Consider the following 16,611-nt stretch of genomic DNA (forward strand, 5'->3'; position numbering starts at 1 on the left):
AATTCGCCGTCTCCTGTTCTCCTAATGGTTATAAATATTAAGAGTTTAGGGAAATGTATTTAATTATTGAGACTTTGTACATGAGAAAAGTAATAACAGTTCTGGGTGGTGTTTTAATATCCACCAGTTTATTTGCGGTGGGTTCTGGTTGGTTTTCATCGATTTTTTCATCAGAAAAAGAAGATATTTTAACCTTTATTCCTGCTGATACTGCGTATTATGTGGGTGGTGATTCCCTAGATAATATTGCTCAATTGATGAACGACAGCTCACTGATAAATGTTTCTCCACGATTGGCTGATCAGCTAAAAGGGTCACTGGCTTCGATTGATGATAGTGACTCACCAGAAGCGCGCTTTTTCTCTTATTTAATGACGCAATATGAAAGCTCGAATAAAAGCGGCTTGGCAGATGTTGCGAAATCTGTCGGTATTTCGTTAACGGGTTCTTATGCACTGTTTAGTGATGGCATCATGCCTGTTATGCGTATCGAAATTGCGAATGAAGACGCGTTTAATGTTTTGATTGAAAACGCGGTGAAAGACAGCGATTGGCATTACTCGTGGGAAGAATTTGGCGAAACAAAAGTGCGTTTATGGTCATTGGAAGAAGGCGTTTCTCTTGCGGTTCTTAATAATGCAAATGGTGTAGTGATTACAATCGTGACAGAAAAAGATACCTTGGAAGCCAAACAGCAGCGTCTAGGTTTAATCAAACCAGAGGCGTCGTTAGCAACAAGTGAAGAAGTCGAAAATCTTAAAAAACAATACGGCTACACAGGTGACATGATTGGTTTTATTCAAATTGATCGTATTATTCAGGCGTTTGTTGCACCAACTGAAAGTCATTTAGGCCATGACCTTTTAACCTATCTACCTCAAAGACAATTTAATCGTTTCCAAAGTAAGATGTCAGAGCAATGTCGTTCTGAATATCGTGAGATTTCTGCCACCTTACCCCGCTTTGTTACGGGTTACCAAGTATTAGAAATAGGAAAAGATCTAACGTCATACAGAACCAGAGTGCATTCTATTCTTGAAATAGAAAACGAAGCCGTGACTTTGTCACTTCAAAATGCGCAAGGTCATTTGCCTCTTCATAGCACGATCGCAACAGATAAATTAGCGGCGTTCGGTGTGGGTGTTAATGCAAGTAATCTTACTTCTGAAGTTATGTCATTACTCGATCAGTTTGTGTCAGCAGAGTATGAGTGTGATGTATTGCAGTATCTTCAAGCAGATATACAGGATGTGGATCCATATGTGTTAGCGACCACAACGCCTTTTGCTCAAGGCGTAAAAGGCGTTGGTATTTCGCTGTTTGATTTAAAAATGGAAGAAGGCAGTAGGCTTCCCGCGTCGGTTGATTTTCTAATTAGCATTACCGCTGAAAACCCAAAAACGTTTGTTCAAATGGCACAAAACTTTCCGTTTATTCCTCAGACCAAACTACCTGAAGACGGCTCTTTGGTTACTTTAGATTTACCGCCTGATGTTCCTGTTGAGGTAAACGCTGCAATCAAAGGCCAGCATGTGGTGATTTTCTCTGGTAAGAAATCGACTGCATCGGCAAACGATATGGTAACTGAGCCAATCACAAACAATAGCTTGGTGGGTATGGCGTTTAACTTTCACAAGCTAGGAGAGCTACTTAGCTCGGATAACCTAAATACGCTCGCAAGTTCATTACCTTTTGATGATGCGTGTTCTATGCAATATGAATTGTCACACATGTTTCAAAGTCTAAACACGGAAAATGGTCTTCTTTTGAGGGCGGGGTCCGAAGGTTTGACCACGATACACAGCAGCTATCTTGATAAAACGAAAACGAAAGACCTCAACCTTGTTGGTGAATACAACGTAGCATTTTTGAATGATGATTGTGAGTGGCAGGGCAAGAGTGAAGAAGAATCAACTGAAGACCACATCCGCGAAGACGGGACTGGACTGTATGTTGTAAAAGGTGATGCTGATATGTGTGATCTTTATGTTTCCAATTATTCATGGAAGCAAAATGGCAATGTTTTGGTTATAAATAGCCAAGATCAGGATCGAGATTCTTGTGAGACCGAGCTGTCTAAAACAGAACAAGAAACCTATTCCTGTTACTTGGTTGATGAAAAAGATGCAGAATTCCAATGTGTTTATTCTTTTGATGGTTACCTCTCTGTAGAGAAATACACGCGCGCAAAAGACTAACGATTAGTGAATTTAAAAAGCCGTTTATCTGATTAGATAAACGGCTTTTTATGTCTAGGCGCTTTGTGTTGTAAACCTGTTTACAAATGGAGTGATTAAAACATCCCCATAAAATGCCACCATAAAAAGTTTATTGGAATCAGGATGAAACTGGAAAACATAAAGGTCGCAATACAGACTTTTGTAACCGCTTTAATGGATAGGTTTCCAATGGCGATAGCAGTAATTAATGGCGCGGTTTGATAGGGAAATAATGGGTTTGAAAATGCCATTACCTGAGACATTAAAACGGCGTCAAATGATAATCCGGTAATGTCTACTAAGTGTTCTGTCATCGGCGTCATGAGTGCAGGAATGCCAGGAAGATTCACTACCAAAGCCACACAAGTAGAAATGAATGTCAGCAAACCTAGGTTCAATATAGACGAGTCTGGTGAGAAAGGAACCACTGTGGTTAGGTAGTTCACCAATATTTCACCAAGACCGGAATAACCAATAATCGCACTGAGCCCGATGATACCTGCGGAAAACATGAGCGTACTGTATTGAATGCCTTTATCAATACAGGTTTTATCAGTTAACCCCAATCTTGGTAACAAACAAATAGTGGCCGCAGCTAAGCCTACCCAACCCGCAGAAATATGGTGAATAGAGTCCGTAAACCAGAATGCAAAACAGATACCGAGAATGCACAAAAGGTGTTTTTCAGCTTTGCTTAAACCTCGTGTTTCCGTGTTGGCTTCTATTTTAGTTGATGGTGCTGGGTCAGTATCTGGAAATAACCACAGCACCGCTAGGATAACAGCCAGTAACTTGCCTAATCCTAAAACGGGAAAGTGTAGACTCAGATACTCCCAATAGGAGAGTGGTGTGTTATAAAGCGCCTCCGCCATCCCTGATAGCAACATATTTGGCGCATTAGCAGGCAAGATAGAAAAGGTTGGTAGAAAGGTGCCAAACGCAGCAGAAAGTAACATACCTTTGCGACCGTTTGATTCTTGAGAGTAACCAAAATGATCGGCCAAAGAGGCTACAATAGGAATGATTAAGACGATTCGACCGATGGCGGAAGGAATAAAAAATGCCAAAACCATCGAGCATAATGCCAGCTTAATAACAGTGCCGCGATAGCTGTTACCGAGAATTTTCGAGAGTAAATAGGTTACTCTGGAATTTAAACCTGTATGGACAATAGCGGCACCAAATATCATTCCGCTAAAAAGCAGCCAAAAGGTAGAGGAATGGAAACCAGAAAAAATCACCTGGCTCGGTGCTATTTGTGTGACGGTGGCGAATGCAAACAAAGCCAGTGCAGGCCAAAAAGCAGGTAACACTGAGGTCGCCCAAGAAGAAATACAGAAAAACAATGCCCCTGAAACTAACGCCTGCTGCATAGTTAGAAATTGGCTTGCTACAAGACCAATTGAAATACTTAAAGCAAAGATAAGATATAAAGGCCAGTTCAGTTTTTTAGTTGCTTTGACTATTTTAGTTGTATTAGTTAAATGTATAGCCGTTTTAGGTTCAGGGCTTTTCTGACTCATTAGAAGCGTTTTCCTATGATGTATGAGAATCGACTTATTCTGTCATGTTTAATAAATACAAATCTATTTGTTTATTGGAAGAGAGATCAGATACCCTTCAACATTGAATGGTGTTAAGTGGAAATTTTATGAAAAAGACCGATAAGAAATTAGAGAAAGCGCTTCGTGATGGCTTAACCCAAGTCTGTGAAACCGCCTTGGATTCTGTGGTTGGCTTTGTGTGGTTAACGCATCTGGTTAACTTCAATGCATTTCCCAGCTCCCTCAAGATTGTTTGTGTATTTGAGAATGACGCAGATTTAGCCAACGCTCGTGAAAGTGGGCAAGATGAGTACTTATGTCGTTTGATTACTGATGAATTAAGCGAGATGGGCGTTTCAATAAAAAATCTTCGTGAGCTTATCCAGTTTGATACGGAAGAAGCGTGTGAACGTTCACATAATGGGAAATGGAATGAACGCTTCAAGCGTTTGACGCTGCATTAAAAGCCTTTAGGTAAAAAACCTTCTAATAGTTCTATGTTCTTAAAAGATTCAGCCAGTCTGATTTTCTGTTGATCCAGTTTTATATTCGGCGCACGAGATTCATCTACAGAACAATTGTGTTCACTGATGAGTCTTTTGCCTTCTTCATTTAATGTGTTGGCATTGATGAAACGAGTATTAATCGAAAACTCGCCAATGTTGCGTAAGTCATGCTCTCGACTGAAGCGATTAAAGCCATTGAAGGTAAAGTGTTTTTCAACGTAGCGATCACTAAGTTGAATCAGAGTATCCATTAGCGCATAAAGTAACTCGTTGGCAGAAGAGGATTGTAAAACCAAGGTACATTCGATGCCATGCAGCTCAGAAAACTCAATGTTTCTGTCTTGTTCTTTGTTACCAATATTAAACATCACATCCACAAGGACATTGCCGTTTCGACGGTGTACAAGGTCCATGCATTGGATTTTGGTTTGATCAAAGCGTAATGAATCTAAGATAGTTTGCACTGACTCGATCGTTAGAGTGTGTTCTTTTTGTGGTCTTTGAAAAAGACTGCGGCACTCCGCCATCAAGGGTAAATCATGATGACTGTTAAATGGCGTACTGACTTTATTACCATCTAAAGATACGAGCGTAACGAGTTCACGAATTTCATGTTCACGAGCTTTCTTTAAAGCCAGAAAAACCGTCTGAATGATTTCCGATGTTGGAAGGTTGGGTTCGACACGCCACTTTCGACCATAGACAATTTTCTGCGCACGAGCAGGATTATTCCGTTGGTAGTTTTCTCGACCAATAATACCCACTTGGATAAAAAGACCTTGCTCGTCTTCGGCACAAAAAATAGGGTAATGATTTGAAAAGCTGATGTGGTGAAGAATCGATTCAACACTTTCTAATGAATGGTTATACCCATAAAAGTGTTGCGGTACACAGCTTTGTCCACTTGGCAGGTTCACGGTAGGCGCAGAGATTAAACAGTATTCACCTAGAGCAACATAGCTGCCTGTATCTTGTGGACTCTTATTTGTATTCATCCGATTCTCTGCTTCAATTTTTTTTATAATGTTTATTAACATCTAACCAAAGTGCCATCATTGTCTTACGAATCAAACGTGCTATCGGATTACAATAAATAAACCAAAAATATAAAAAAGACCCTTCTGCTATGAAGAGCCTTTTAAAATGTGTTTGTATAAACGTTATTAATACTGTTTTTTTATGACAATTCGACAACACCATTAGCAAACTGATCGACGGCTTCCCAATTGGTAAACTCGATGTTAGTTTTTGGGTCGGTTGGCCCTTTTGTCATCCACATGATGAAACGAATCATATTGCGGTCAATGAAGCCGTATTTTTGATAATCCAATTTACCCGCAAAAACACCTTGTAAGCTTGGTTGCCAATCTAATTGAGACAAAAATTTGATAATGTATGGATTGGTATCTGGTTGGCATTTTTCTGGTTTGCGAGCAACAAGGTTCACTGTATAAAAAGCAGAAGGTTTACTTTCTAGCGTGGTTTTATTTTGCTCGATAAAATCAGCCACCACTTTTTGGTGTTTGCCATAACGAATGCTGGCGCCAATGACGATTTTATCGTGGGAATCTAATGCGGCAGCTGTTATTTCTTCAATCGGTAATAGGGTGACTTTCTGGCCTTTTGCCTCGATGATTTCTTGAATTTTTTGGCTGATTTTTTTAGTGTGTCCATCTGTCGTTGAGTAGATAAGTAATGTAGTAGACATAGGATGAAAGTGGCCTTGGTAGTAGATTAAAGAAAAATTCAGAATGATTGTTATAAACACTCGTAAGGGCAGTGTCAAAATTCGCTTGTTATTTTGAGTAGATATTCTTATTTCTTGGGAAATTAAAAAAGCGATTCAACGTTTTCGTGAATCGCTTTTAAGTTATTTTTTGCAAAGGCGTTATTTTGCGTTGTTTGGCTCGTCTTGAATTTGTCTCATTTTTTCTTTTAGTTCAGGGTTTTTCTGTTCAAGATATTTTTTGAGCCTTCTAATGAAGGCTTTATTTTCATGAAAAGGAACACCTGAGATGTGTGCATCAGCGACATCTATCATCGAATTTTTATCGTGTTGGTTAAACACTTCGACCATCTTTTCTGATTTTTCTGGTGAGATTCCCAAAGCCTGAAAGGCTGAACGCCCCATTCGTAAACTACTGTCGTAGTTTTCTCTAATAATATCTCGACAACCGAGAGCCCATAAGTCATACACATGGTTGTTATCAAATGCGCGGGCAATGATGTGCAAGTGCGGATAATGTACTGTCGCGTATTTTACTAGTTTCGTTATTTGTTCAGGGTCATCGATGGCGACAATCAATAAAGACGCTTCTTCGATGCCTGCTGCATGTAATAGATCTGGGCGTGTAGCGTCACCAAAATAGTTTTTTACGTCAAACTGCTCAAGCGCTTGGAGGCGCTTTACATTGAAATCAATTACGGTCGAATGATGATTAGCCAATCGCAGAATACTATCAATCGTACTGCCAACTCGCCCAGAACCCGCAATAATGATTTTGTTTTCATCTGGCATGTCATCATAATTTGATGGGGTTTGGTCGGTCACAAAACGCGGTGCAATAACACGATCATAAATAATGAATAAGATAGGTGTGAGCAACATAGAAAGAGCAACCACTAGCAATAAAGTGTCTGCGATTTCCCGAGATATGACGGCATTACTGACGGTAAAAGACAGCAAGACAAAGCCAAATTCACCCGCTTGGGCCAGACCTAAGGCAAATAGCCATCGATCCGATCCACGAATATTGAAAATTCGCCCTAAGAATAAAAGTGCCGTCGCTTTCACCAGAATCAAACCTAGAGTTAAGCCAAGAATAAACAGGAAGTCCTCGAACAATAGAGCAAAGTTAATACCAGCCCCCACTGTCATAAAGAACAAGCCAAGCAATAAACCTTTGAAAGGTAATATATCGCTTTCTAATTCATGTCGATAAGGAGAGTTTGCTAATACAACGCCTGCCAGAAAACTACCTAATGCTGGCGATAATCCCACTAAAGACATCAACAAAGTAGTACCGATCACAAGCATTAATGCCGTCGCGGTGAATAACTCTCGTAATTGTGCGACAGCGATATAACGAAAAACAGGCGTCGCCAAGAAACTGCCACCAAGCACAACAGCAGCAATCGCACCTATGGTGACCAAGGTAACTTGCCATGACTTTAAGCTAGACAAAATCGACAAGGAGTCTGAGTGACTTTCGACTTGTGCGACAGCGCTGTGTTGTACTGCTTGGATTAATTCAGGGGATGCTAATAACGGAATAAAGGCCAAAACAGGAATAACAATAATATCTTGCGCCAATAACACTGAAAAAGAAGATTGTCCGCCATCCGATTTCATCAAACCTTTTTCATTCAGGGTTTGAATCACAATGGCGGTAGAAGACAGCGCGAGCACCAGACCAATAGCAAGGCTGGTTCGCCAATCTTGACCTAATAAAAGACCTAATCCCATTACCAAAAGGGCCGTTAAAGTGACTTGCCCACCACCTAAACCGATTAGTTTGGTTCGCAGCGCCCAGAGTTTTTTTGGGTTTAATTCCAAGCCAACAAGGAACAACATCAAAATAACGCCGAGTTCAGCGAAGTGTTGTATTGATTCAATATCTACGTCTAGTAGAGACAGTAATGGACTAATGATAATGCCTGCGAGTAGATAACCTAATACTGAGCCTAATCCCAATCGTGAGGCAATAGGAACAGAAATGATCCCAGCCATTAGGAAAATAAAGGTCAATAGAAGTGCGTCTGTCATTCGGTTGTTCCCTTGAGGAATAGGGTTGGAAAAGTTTAGCAGGTGTTGATTATACCTGTTTCAAGGTTCGATAGGCGTGAATTCCTTTCGAATTAGATAGGAATAGCGTTGATAGTAAAACGAAAAATAGCGTGTTTTCGTACACCGTTGTTAGTGTCCAAGGCATTAACGGTTGCTACTTCAGTGTTATTTAGTGCTGGATGAAAGCGTATAGGTGATTATTTTCTTGGATGAGTTAGAGATGGGCTTCATATTGTTTGCGTCTTTACAATTGCTCGACGGAAACACTTACTTGAGTGATTTGTAAAAAGTACTTGTTGGGCGTTTTTTTGATGGAATAAAAATATTCCGATTTTTAATAAAAACTATATTTTTCAACCACTTAATCCAATTTTTAAAAATTGGCACACCCTTCGCAATAGGTTAATTGAAATCAACAAAAAGTTCGGATGATTGTCTATTTCGACTGTCTATTTTAATTATCCGTCTTGATTGTTGTATTGATTACTTGGGAAGTCTGTTCGGTTTAACTTCAGTGCCCATATTTTTAAAACGAAAAGGAGATTTACCATTATGAGTATTAAACGCGCACTTCTAAATACAGCTTTGGTTCTTGTTACTGTAGGTACATTGGCGGCATGCGGACAAGATTCTGAAGAAAACAACGTAGAAGATAGTCTCTCTAGTGCTGGTGAAACAATAGAGCAAACAATCGACAATGCTGGTGAGGCTCTAAACAATGCCGGCAATGAAGCTCATGACACAATGGATGACACTATGTCAGATGCTGGCAACGCGGTTGAAGATGCTTGTGAAGAAGTGAAAGAGGGTGTCGACGCAACTGACACGGACTGTTAATTAGCAGTAAAAGTAAAAGGGCTGAAATCAGCCCTTTTATTGATGTCGCTATTAACAGCAGTTTAGGTGAAGCAGATTAAATAGCCTTTATACTTTCGTATTTATCAAGTTTGTTATAAAGCGTTTTAACACTGATGCCCAATTGATGTGCCGTATCGGTTCTGTTGCCATTATTTTGTTTTAAGGTCTTCAGAATGGCGATTTTTTCAATATCGTCCAAGCGCATTCCAAATGGTATACCAGCGGTTTTGTCTTGCTCAACTTGATGGTTTACATCATTGGTAATGAGGTGGTCTGGGTGAATGGTGTCATCCGCTAAAATGTAAGCTCGTTCGATAGCGTGTTTTAATTCACGAACATTGCCTGGCCAAACATAGTGATTGATTTTATCTAAGCTCTTTGCGGAGAACTGTTTATGTTCGCCATCTTGAGCGTTTCGATAGGCTAAAAAATGTTGTGCGAGACCACATGCGTCGCCTTCTCTGTCTCTTAATCTTGGTACCATGATAGGGAATTGTGCTAAACGAAAGTAAAGGTCTTCACGTAGGACTTCATCACGTATTGCATCATGTGGTGTGCGGTTGGTGGCCGCAACAATACGCACGTTAGCGATTTTTACTTGCTGAGCACCAACCGGCTTGTATTCACCGCTTTCTAATACTCTAAGAAGTTTTACTTGATGCTCATAAGGCATTTCAGTGACTTCATCTAGAAAAAGAGTGCCGCCTTCTGCCTGTTCAAAAACACCTTGATGATCTTTATGTGCACCAGTAAATGCACCTTTTACGTGACCAAACAATTCACTGTCGATCAATTCTGGGCTTAATGCGCCACAGTTGATAGCAACAAATGGCGCTTCGGCTCGTTGGCTAAAAACGTGCAAAGTATTGGCTATTAGCTCTTTACCTGTACCGCTTTCGCCAATAATAAACGCGTTTGCTTTAGTAACGGCGACTTTACGAATCGTTTGGTACAAAGAATGCATAGCAGTTGAGGAGCCAACCAGTAATCCAAACTGATCTAAATAGCTGGTCTGTGTATTAGTGTTGCCTTTGATGGCACTTAATTCGCGAAACACATCGTCTAAAGACGACTCAATCAGTTTGAAGTGAAAAGGCGCGCGGTAATGAAAACCAGCGCCTTTATTCATCAGCTGATCCAGTATTGGATCAGGTTCACCTTGACTGAAAAATAAAAATTCAGTTTGGTAAAAAACAGGACTGTGGATTAGCTCTTTTAATGCGATGTCATCCAGTGAATTTACTTCGATGAGTGCCACATCACATTTTGCAAGAGTGAGTTGGTCTAGCCAATTTTCGCCTTGATGGCTGATATTGAGTTCGTATTGACTAACACTGTTTAAAGACAATAAATTTGAAGCTAATGATGGCTCTTTAATATGCATAAATAGCTTTGGTGAAGACATTATCATTTTCCCTGAATATATCGTAAGAAATTTCTGTAAGAATGGAATGGGGTCATGAAATCATAGGGTTGAAGTTGGTCATAGGCTTGTATAGGCGACTTTTCGTTAAACACGGCTTTAATCATACTTATTTGCACAAAGTTCACTCTTCTTTGAATGGAGACAGACAATGGTTGATGACCAAGGCTCAAATAAGAAAGGCTCAAATCAAAATGGCTTGCATAAAAAGAGCACAGCCATATCTCGTTATTTTCATAGCGATTTACCCATTCTGTGTGACATGCTTTCGATGTGCTTTGACGGTTTTTTTGCCAATAGCTCATTGTGTGGACGCGTCAGCAATACACTAGATCGCCATGTATTTAAAAAGGTGTCTTCTTTATACCGACGATTAGCAGAGCGCTTGCTATATGGTGTAGGTCGTTTGCCAGAAGATACGGGCACCATGAACCCAGAACCGGGTTATATTGCCACTGCGTATTTGTCTGCATTGAATGCCGCAGATAAATACTTACCTAATCGGGTAATGTCCGTGAATGGACAAGTTGTAAAGCGAATCAGTCGACTGGTTCAAAAGCTAAAGAATCGATTGTTCGCCAACATGATTGTTGATTATTTGGCCTGTATTCAAATGGTATTAGATAATGTAAAACACCAAAGAATATCGGCAAAACTTACGAAAGGATAAAACCTTGATAAGGGCTAAAAACACACAATGTGCCTTCAGCCTTAGAGAATTTACTTTGAAAAATAGGGATGTGTTTAACAGACTTTAGAGCGGATTATTCACTGTTTACAACACGGTAATCTAGTTTCCCAACAATCGAACCTAGCGAGTCTTGCGTAGAGACAGTAAAGCTTGCGTCGTTCTTTTCTTTGTTTGGATTGATTGTGCCAACCACCTTGTCATTCACAATAAGCTGATAGTTTTCTGCAAAGGTTACTTGTAGATCTTCAGATTTTGGATTTTCAAATAAGATATTTTCTTTTAAACGTATTACTCTTGTTTCCCCTCGAACCCATTGTCCAACCAAAGGCTGAGCCTTGAATAATGAATCTTGGTGAGTAATTGTCGCTTCTGACAAGAAAATACGTATTAAATTTCCCTTAGTTGCCAGCTTTTGACGCTCATTAACGCGAGCATTTAGCAATGCAATATCCGTATTGGTTTTGCTTGTATAACTGCGTAGCCGTTGGACCAGTGAATCAATGTTTGCTGATTCAATATTGGTCGCCGGTAATTCATCTGTTTTACCGACGCGCTTTTTAAGTTCAGCGTAATTTGCTTCAGCCAATTTTTTTTGTGTTTCAAGTTGCTCTAATCTTTCTTTGTTAAGCTTATCACTCTCTGAAATTGCTTTCTCTGCCACCACTTCTTCTGAAATGGTTTGTTCCGAAACATCGGTTATCTCTGCTGTTTGAGTATTTTTAATCGCTGGTTCTTCGGTTTTATCAAGGTTGAAGCTTTCTAGAATTGGCATCGAGCACGCACTTAACAAGAGCGTTGCAAGTAAAAGGCCAGTACGAAGTATAAACATGTAAATAATCCTAGGATTAAGGAAAAATAAAATAAGTAACTAAGTATGAGGTATGGTGGATATTATGTCGAGCCGAAGTGGTTTTTACTCGTACGACGATATAACGAAATAATGAGTTAAGACAATCACTGACATCCATTTGACTTATGGTTTGTTTGGGAATGAATGATCGTGAAAAATAGAATGAATAAAGCGTAAGAGAGAGAGTACTCGAACGCTTATTCTTTAGTATCTTTAAATTTTGATATTAGCTCTGAGAAGTATTCCACAGAATGCACTCATCGAGCGTCACACCTTTGCCACCAAAAATATCCAACGCACTGCCAATAGTTAAATCGACTTGGCCATCAGACAAATCATGAACACGTTTTAGGTCGGCCAAAGAGCGCGCGCCACCAGCATAAGTCACAGCAACAGGGCAACCTTGACCTAACAAACGAACCAAATCTTCATCTATACCGGCTTGTAAACCTTCAACATCAGCAGCATGAATCAGAAATTCATCACAATGATCTGCTAGCTCAACAAGATTTTCGTGATTTACCTGAGTAGACGTCACTGTTTGCCAGCGATCTGTTGCAATGTACCAGCCATCTTCTGTGCGGCGACAGCTTAGATCCAACACCAAACGGTCAGTGCCTGTTTCGCGTTTGATTTTGTCTAAGCGATCCCAAGAGAATTCACCATTTTCAAACAAATAAGAGGTGACAATAACGTGAGAAGCACCTGCTTTTAAATAGCTTTCAGCATTACTGTCTTTGACGCCACCACCGAATTGTAATCCATTTGGATAGGCGCGTAGGGCGCTCAATGCTTCTTCTTTATTGCCTTTGCCTAAAGCAATAACATGACCACCGGTTAAACCATGTTCGCGATACATTGTCGCATAATGTTCAGCATCGTATTCGCTAATAAAATTTTCCTTGGCGCCTTTATCGTTCAGGCTACCACCTATAATTTGTTTAACCTTACCTTGATGTAAATCGATACAAGGGCGAAACTGAGTCACGTGTGCTCCTAAGAACTAATGAGTTTGAAAAATATGGAAATGAAGTTATACAGATAATAGAAGTTTCTGACAAATCAACTTTCTAATAAATGAAAAGTCATATGCCTAACAAACTTCACGAAAAGCACTTCAAAGCAAACCCATCACAAGCCTGTTATAATCGGTTTTTCAACTCATAATCGAATCTGAAAGTCTGTCTTATGTTGCAAATTACCGTCGCTGTTTCCATTCCTGATCACGAGATCGAATTGACTGCCATTCGTGCTCAAGGCGCAGGTGGGCAGAATGTGAATAAAGTGTCGTCGGCAATTCACCTGCGTTTCAACGTAGCAAACTCTTCTCTACCTGCTTTTTATAAAGAAAGACTGCTCGAGTTGAAAGATTCTCGCTTAACCAAAGACGGCGATATTGTCATTAAAGCTCAGCAGCACAGAACTCAAGAATTGAATAGAGAAGATGCTTTAGCGCGCCTAAAAGCCTTAATCCAAGAAGCGACGCGTATGCAAAAAGCCCGTCGTGCCACCAAACCCACTCGTTCTTCCCAGAAAAAACGTGTCGACCAAAAGAAACAACAAGGACAGAAAAAAAGCCTAAGACGCAGTAATTGGGATTGATTTAGCACGATACCATCTACTTATTTTTCTTATATAAGATCTAATGCATATTAGATTTTATGAATTCTTATTTTTTCCACTCTCTTTATCTTGATCTAACGCAATGTTTTGAAATGGAACTGAGCTCATAATCTGACCTTATAGTAGCCTCAAGTCGTTTTGGGGCTTCGGTGGACGTCAGATAATAAGAACACTCAAGAAAGAGAAGTGTCAGCAAGCGTCTTTTTTTCAGTCAAATGAATAGGTTGAAATCATATGATTAACGAAACTGTAGTGGAATTATCACGCTTTCAGTTTGCTTTCACTGCTCTGTACCATTATTTGTTTGTCCCGTTAACACTTGGGATGGCCTTCTTACTTGCAATCATGGAATCGGTCTACGTGATTACCGGCAAGCAAGTTTACAAAGATATGGTGAAATTCTGGGGTAAGTTGTTTGGGATTAACTTTGCCTTAGGTGTGACAACAGGTTTGACGATGGAGTTCCAATTCGGAACAAATTGGTCTTATTACTCGCATTATGTTGGCGATATTTTTGGTGCACCTTTAGCCATTGAAGGCTTAATGGCTTTCTTCCTAGAATCGACATTAGTCGGTTTGTTCTTCTTTGGTTGGGATCGCCTAAGTAAAGTAAAGCATTTAATGGTGACATGGGGTGTAGCGTTAGGTTCTAACCTATCCGCATTGTGGATTTTGATTGCTAACGGTTGGATGCAAAATCCGGTTGGCTCTGAATTCAATTACGAAACCATGAGAATGGAATTGGTCGACTTTGGCGCTTTGATTCTTAATCCAGTTGCACAGGTGAAATTTGTTCACACTGTTTCAGCAGGTTACACCACTGGTGCGATGTTCGTTCTGGTCATTTCAAGCTATTACTTATTGAAAGGCCGTGATCTTGCGTTTGCGCGTCGTTCTTTTGCGATTGCTGCAGCATTTGGTTTGGCGTCTATCCTGAGTGTTATCCTGTTGGGTGATGAATCAGGCTATGAGCTTGGCGAAGTACAAAAAGTAAAATTGGCTGCGATTGAAGCAGAATGGGAAACTCAGGAAGCCCCTGCCGATTTCACCTTGATTGGTTTTCCGAATCAAGAGCTTGAAGAGACAGAGTATGCGATAAAGATACCCGGTTTAATGGGCTTGATTGCGACTCGATCACTTGATGGTGAAGTGGAAGGTATTAAAGAGCTTAAAGAGCATAATCGCCAACGTATTATAAACGGTATTTATGCGAACCAACTTCTTGAAAAACTTCGTAGTGGTTCAACAGACCCTCTTGTTAAATCTAACTTCGAAAAAGTAAAAGACGATCTTGGTTATGGCTTGCTTGTTACTGCCTTTAATGAAGACATTAATAAAGTAACGTCAGAAGAAATTGATCAGGCAGTGGAATATTCGATTCCTCACGTTGCGCCATTGTTCTTTGCCTTCCGTATTATGGTGGGTTGTGGCTTCTTAATGTTGTTCGTCTTTGCAGCTGCTTTCTACCAAAACGCGCGTCGTCGCATTGGTAAGAATCCTTTGTTCCTTAAATTCATTGTTATTTGTCTGCCACTTCCTTGGATTGCCAATGAAGCCGGTTGGTTTGTTGCTGAATATGGCCGTCAGCCGTGGGCAATTGGTGAAATTTTACCTGTCCATGTTGCGGTATCTAGTTTAACAGCAACTGAAATTTGGATCAGTCTCGCAGGCTTTACTATTTTGTACACTGCATTCTTAATAGCGGAAATGTACTTGATGATTCGCTTTGCGAAACAAGGGCCTTCTAGTTTGCATACTGGACGTTACGCACTTGAACAAGAAACGGCTCAGCTGAAGCAGGAGGTGTAAGATGGATTACGAATTATTAAAAGTGATTTGGTGGGTATTGATCGGTGTTCTACTGATCGGCTTTGCAGTGACCGACGGTTTTGATATGGGCGTTGGTAGTTTATTAAAAGTCATTGGCGGTACTGATTCTGAACGTCGAATCATGATCAATTCGATTGCGCCTCACTGGGATGGCAACCAAGTTTGGTTCATCACCGCTGGTGGTGCATTGTTTGCGGCTTGGCCTGTTGTTTATGCAACGGCATTCTCTGGTTTCTACTTTGCGATGTTGTTGGTATTGGCGGCGTTATTCTTCCGTCCAATAGGCTTCGATTACCGTTCTAAATTAGAAAACTCGAAATGGCGTACAAGCTGGGACTGGGGCATCACGTTTGGTTCTGCTGTTCCACCGATCATTTTCGGTGTGGCGTTTGGTAACTTGTTACAAGGCGTGCCGTTTGAATTTGATCAATACATGCGCGCGACGTACACAGGTTCGTTCTTTGGCTTGTTGAATCCGTTTGGCATACTTTGTGGTCTTGTTAGCTTACTCATGTTAATGACACAAGGCGGCGCTTGGTTGCAAATGAAAACCGATGATGTATTGCTTGCTAAGGCGGGTCGTATAACAGCGATTACAGGTGTTTTAGCTGCAGTATTGTTTATCCTTGCAGGTGTTTGGTTGGCGTTCGGAATCGATGGTTACGTGTTAACCAGCGTTATCGATGGCAATGCAGTGATAACACCTTTAATGAAAACAGCCGAAGTTCAAGCTGGCGCATGGTTAGCGAACTATGAAAAAGTACCAGCGCTTATGCTGGCACCTATTGTTGGTATCCTTGGTATGTTGTGCGCAGCATTGATGAGTGTAATGAAAAAAGGTTTCTTGTCTTTTTTAAGTTCATCATTGGGTATTGCGGGCATTATCGTTACAGCAGGCGGTTCAATGTTCCCATTCTTGATGCCTTCTTCAAGTTTCCCGAACATGAGTTTGACTATGTGGGATGCGACTTCAAGTGAAAACACCATGATGATTATGTTTGTGGTGGCTTGTATTTTCGTACCAATCGTTCTGACTTACACATTGTGGAGTTACTTCGTGATGTACGGTCGTTTAACGAAGAAACACATTGAAGAAAATAATCATTCAATGTACTAGTCATCATTTAGGAAGGTAGAGCATATTAAGCTCTACCTTAAAGGAGTTGAAAATGTGGTATTTTGCTTGGATTTTAGGTGTTCTTTTAGCCTGTTCTTTCGGTATTATCAATGCCGTTTGGTTAGAGTTTAGTGGTTATGACGGCGAAGAGGAGCAAAAGTAG

Annotated in this window: 15 protein-coding genes; 8 read left to right on the forward strand and 7 right to left on the reverse strand. The window is 40.4% G+C overall.

Annotated elements, in window-relative coordinates; genetic code table 11:
- Nucleotides 1-80: 80 nt before the first annotated feature.
- Complete coding sequence (locus MUS1_RS06415) at nucleotides 81-2,198, forward strand: hypothetical protein (RefSeq protein WP_156924866.1); 2,118 nt, start codon at nucleotides 81-83, stop codon at nucleotides 2,196-2,198.
- Nucleotides 2,199-2,293: 95 nt separating this feature from the next.
- Here the strand turns inward: MUS1_RS06415 and MUS1_RS06420 are convergent, their stop codons facing one another.
- Nucleotides 2,294-3,742, reverse strand: a complete 1,449-nt coding sequence (locus MUS1_RS06420; RefSeq protein ID WP_036160324.1) for an SLC13 family permease — start codon at nucleotides 3,740-3,742, stop codon at nucleotides 2,294-2,296.
- 128 nt (nucleotides 3,743-3,870) lie between these two features.
- On the opposite strand from MUS1_RS06420, the gene MUS1_RS06425 reads away from it, so the two are divergent.
- Nucleotides 3,871-4,227, forward strand: coding sequence for a hypothetical protein (locus MUS1_RS06425; protein ID WP_036160326.1), 357 nt, complete (start codon nucleotides 3,871-3,873; stop codon nucleotides 4,225-4,227).
- Here MUS1_RS06425 and MUS1_RS06430 read toward each other — a convergent pair.
- The 3 genes from MUS1_RS06430 to MUS1_RS06440 all read right to left on the reverse strand — a co-directional run bounded on the left by MUS1_RS06430 (nucleotide 4,224) and on the right by MUS1_RS06440 (nucleotide 8,035).
- The gene (locus tag MUS1_RS06430) at nucleotides 4,224-5,264 is read right to left on the reverse strand and encodes a hypothetical protein (RefSeq protein WP_156924867.1); all 1,041 of its coding nucleotides are present in this window, start codon (nucleotides 5,262-5,264) and stop codon (nucleotides 4,224-4,226) included. The genes MUS1_RS06425 and MUS1_RS06430 overlap by 4 nt on opposite strands.
- Before the next feature lie 182 nt (nucleotides 5,265-5,446).
- The gene (gene hemG, locus MUS1_RS06435; protein ID WP_036160330.1) at nucleotides 5,447-5,977 is read right to left on the reverse strand and encodes a menaquinone-dependent protoporphyrinogen IX dehydrogenase; all 531 of its coding nucleotides are present in this window, start codon (nucleotides 5,975-5,977) and stop codon (nucleotides 5,447-5,449) included.
- 180 nt (nucleotides 5,978-6,157) lie between these two features.
- Nucleotides 6,158-8,035: a cation:proton antiporter domain-containing protein gene (locus MUS1_RS06440; RefSeq protein ID WP_036160331.1), complete on the reverse strand. Its 1,878-nt coding sequence runs from the start codon at nucleotides 8,033-8,035 to the stop codon at nucleotides 6,158-6,160.
- Between the two features lie 573 nt (nucleotides 8,036-8,608).
- On the opposite strand from MUS1_RS06440, the gene MUS1_RS06445 reads away from it, so the two are divergent.
- The gene (locus MUS1_RS06445; protein ID WP_036160332.1) at nucleotides 8,609-8,893 is read left to right on the forward strand and encodes a hypothetical protein; all 285 of its coding nucleotides are present in this window, start codon (nucleotides 8,609-8,611) and stop codon (nucleotides 8,891-8,893) included.
- A gap of 76 nt (nucleotides 8,894-8,969) precedes the next feature.
- Here the strand turns inward: MUS1_RS06445 and MUS1_RS06450 are convergent, their stop codons facing one another.
- Nucleotides 8,970-10,319: a sigma-54 interaction domain-containing protein gene (locus MUS1_RS06450; protein ID WP_036160333.1), complete on the reverse strand. Its 1,350-nt coding sequence runs from the start codon at nucleotides 10,317-10,319 to the stop codon at nucleotides 8,970-8,972.
- A 169-nt stretch (nucleotides 10,320-10,488) separates the two neighbouring features.
- Here MUS1_RS06450 and MUS1_RS06455 point away from each other — a divergent pair, with 169 nt between their 5' ends.
- On the forward strand, nucleotides 10,489-11,007 hold the full coding sequence (locus MUS1_RS06455) for a hypothetical protein (protein ID WP_036160334.1): 519 nt from the start codon (nucleotides 10,489-10,491) through the stop codon (nucleotides 11,005-11,007).
- A 94-nt stretch (nucleotides 11,008-11,101) separates the two neighbouring features.
- Here MUS1_RS06455 and MUS1_RS06460 read toward each other — a convergent pair whose 3' ends face one another.
- Complete coding sequence (locus MUS1_RS06460) at nucleotides 11,102-11,857, reverse strand: hypothetical protein (protein WP_036160335.1); 756 nt, start codon at nucleotides 11,855-11,857, stop codon at nucleotides 11,102-11,104.
- Between the two features lie 247 nt (nucleotides 11,858-12,104).
- Nucleotides 12,105-12,866, reverse strand: coding sequence for a phosphoribosylformimino-5-aminoimidazole carboxamide ribotide isomerase (hisA, locus tag MUS1_RS06465; protein WP_036160337.1), 762 nt, complete (start codon nucleotides 12,864-12,866; stop codon nucleotides 12,105-12,107).
- 200 nt (nucleotides 12,867-13,066) lie between these two features.
- Here hisA and arfB point away from each other — a divergent pair, with 200 nt between their 5' ends.
- From arfB to cydX, 4 genes are all read left to right on the forward strand, one after another.
- Nucleotides 13,067-13,480 carry an alternative ribosome rescue aminoacyl-tRNA hydrolase ArfB gene (arfB, locus tag MUS1_RS06470; protein WP_036160338.1) on the forward strand — a complete coding sequence of 138 codons (414 nt, stop codon included), beginning with the start codon at nucleotides 13,067-13,069 and terminating at the stop codon, nucleotides 13,478-13,480.
- A gap of 255 nt (nucleotides 13,481-13,735) precedes the next feature.
- Nucleotides 13,736-15,310 (forward strand): cytochrome ubiquinol oxidase subunit I, encoded by a 1,575-nt coding sequence (locus MUS1_RS06475; protein WP_036160339.1) that lies wholly within the window; start codon nucleotides 13,736-13,738, stop codon nucleotides 15,308-15,310.
- Nucleotide 15,311: 1 nt separating this feature from the next.
- Nucleotides 15,312-16,448 (forward strand): cytochrome d ubiquinol oxidase subunit II, encoded by a 1,137-nt coding sequence (cydB, locus tag MUS1_RS06480; RefSeq protein ID WP_036160340.1) that lies wholly within the window; start codon nucleotides 15,312-15,314, stop codon nucleotides 16,446-16,448.
- Between the two features lie 52 nt (nucleotides 16,449-16,500).
- On the forward strand, nucleotides 16,501-16,611 hold the full coding sequence (cydX, locus tag MUS1_RS06485) for a cytochrome bd-I oxidase subunit CydX (RefSeq protein ID WP_036160341.1): 111 nt from the start codon (nucleotides 16,501-16,503) through the stop codon (nucleotides 16,609-16,611).

It is taken from the genome of Marinomonas ushuaiensis DSM 15871, from assembly GCF_000521805.1.
Taxonomy (GTDB): domain Bacteria; phylum Pseudomonadota; class Gammaproteobacteria; order Pseudomonadales; family Marinomonadaceae; genus Marinomonas; species Marinomonas ushuaiensis.

Bases quoted from the DNA above. Each gene is read 5' to 3' on its own strand.
- MUS1_RS06415 (WP_156924866.1), top strand. From the start codon at position 81: ATGAGAAAAGTAATAACAGTTCTGGGTGGTGTTTTAATATCCACCAGT.
- MUS1_RS06420 (WP_036160324.1), bottom strand. From the start codon at position 3,742: ATGAGTCAGAAAAGCCCTGAACCTAAAACGGCTATACATTTAACTAAT.
- MUS1_RS06425 (WP_036160326.1), top strand. From the start codon at position 3,871: ATGAAAAAGACCGATAAGAAATTAGAGAAAGCGCTTCGTGATGGCTTA.
- MUS1_RS06430 (WP_156924867.1), bottom strand. From the start codon at position 5,264: ATGAATACAAATAAGAGTCCACAAGATACAGGCAGCTATGTTGCTCTA.
- hemG (WP_036160330.1), bottom strand. From the start codon at position 5,977: ATGTCTACTACATTACTTATCTACTCAACGACAGATGGACACACTAAA.
- MUS1_RS06440 (WP_036160331.1), bottom strand. From the start codon at position 8,035: ATGACAGACGCACTTCTATTGACCTTTATTTTCCTAATGGCTGGGATC.
- MUS1_RS06445 (WP_036160332.1), top strand. From the start codon at position 8,609: ATGAGTATTAAACGCGCACTTCTAAATACAGCTTTGGTTCTTGTTACT.
- MUS1_RS06450 (WP_036160333.1), bottom strand. From the start codon at position 10,319: ATGTCTTCACCAAAGCTATTTATGCATATTAAAGAGCCATCATTAGCT.
- MUS1_RS06455 (WP_036160334.1), top strand. From the start codon at position 10,489: ATGGTTGATGACCAAGGCTCAAATAAGAAAGGCTCAAATCAAAATGGC.
- MUS1_RS06460 (WP_036160335.1), bottom strand. From the start codon at position 11,857: ATGTTTATACTTCGTACTGGCCTTTTACTTGCAACGCTCTTGTTAAGT.
- arfB (WP_036160338.1), top strand. From the start codon at position 13,067: ATGTTGCAAATTACCGTCGCTGTTTCCATTCCTGATCACGAGATCGAA.
- MUS1_RS06475 (WP_036160339.1), top strand. From the start codon at position 13,736: ATGATTAACGAAACTGTAGTGGAATTATCACGCTTTCAGTTTGCTTTC.
- cydB (WP_036160340.1), top strand. From the start codon at position 15,312: ATGGATTACGAATTATTAAAAGTGATTTGGTGGGTATTGATCGGTGTT.
- cydX (WP_036160341.1), top strand. From the start codon at position 16,501: ATGTGGTATTTTGCTTGGATTTTAGGTGTTCTTTTAGCCTGTTCTTTC.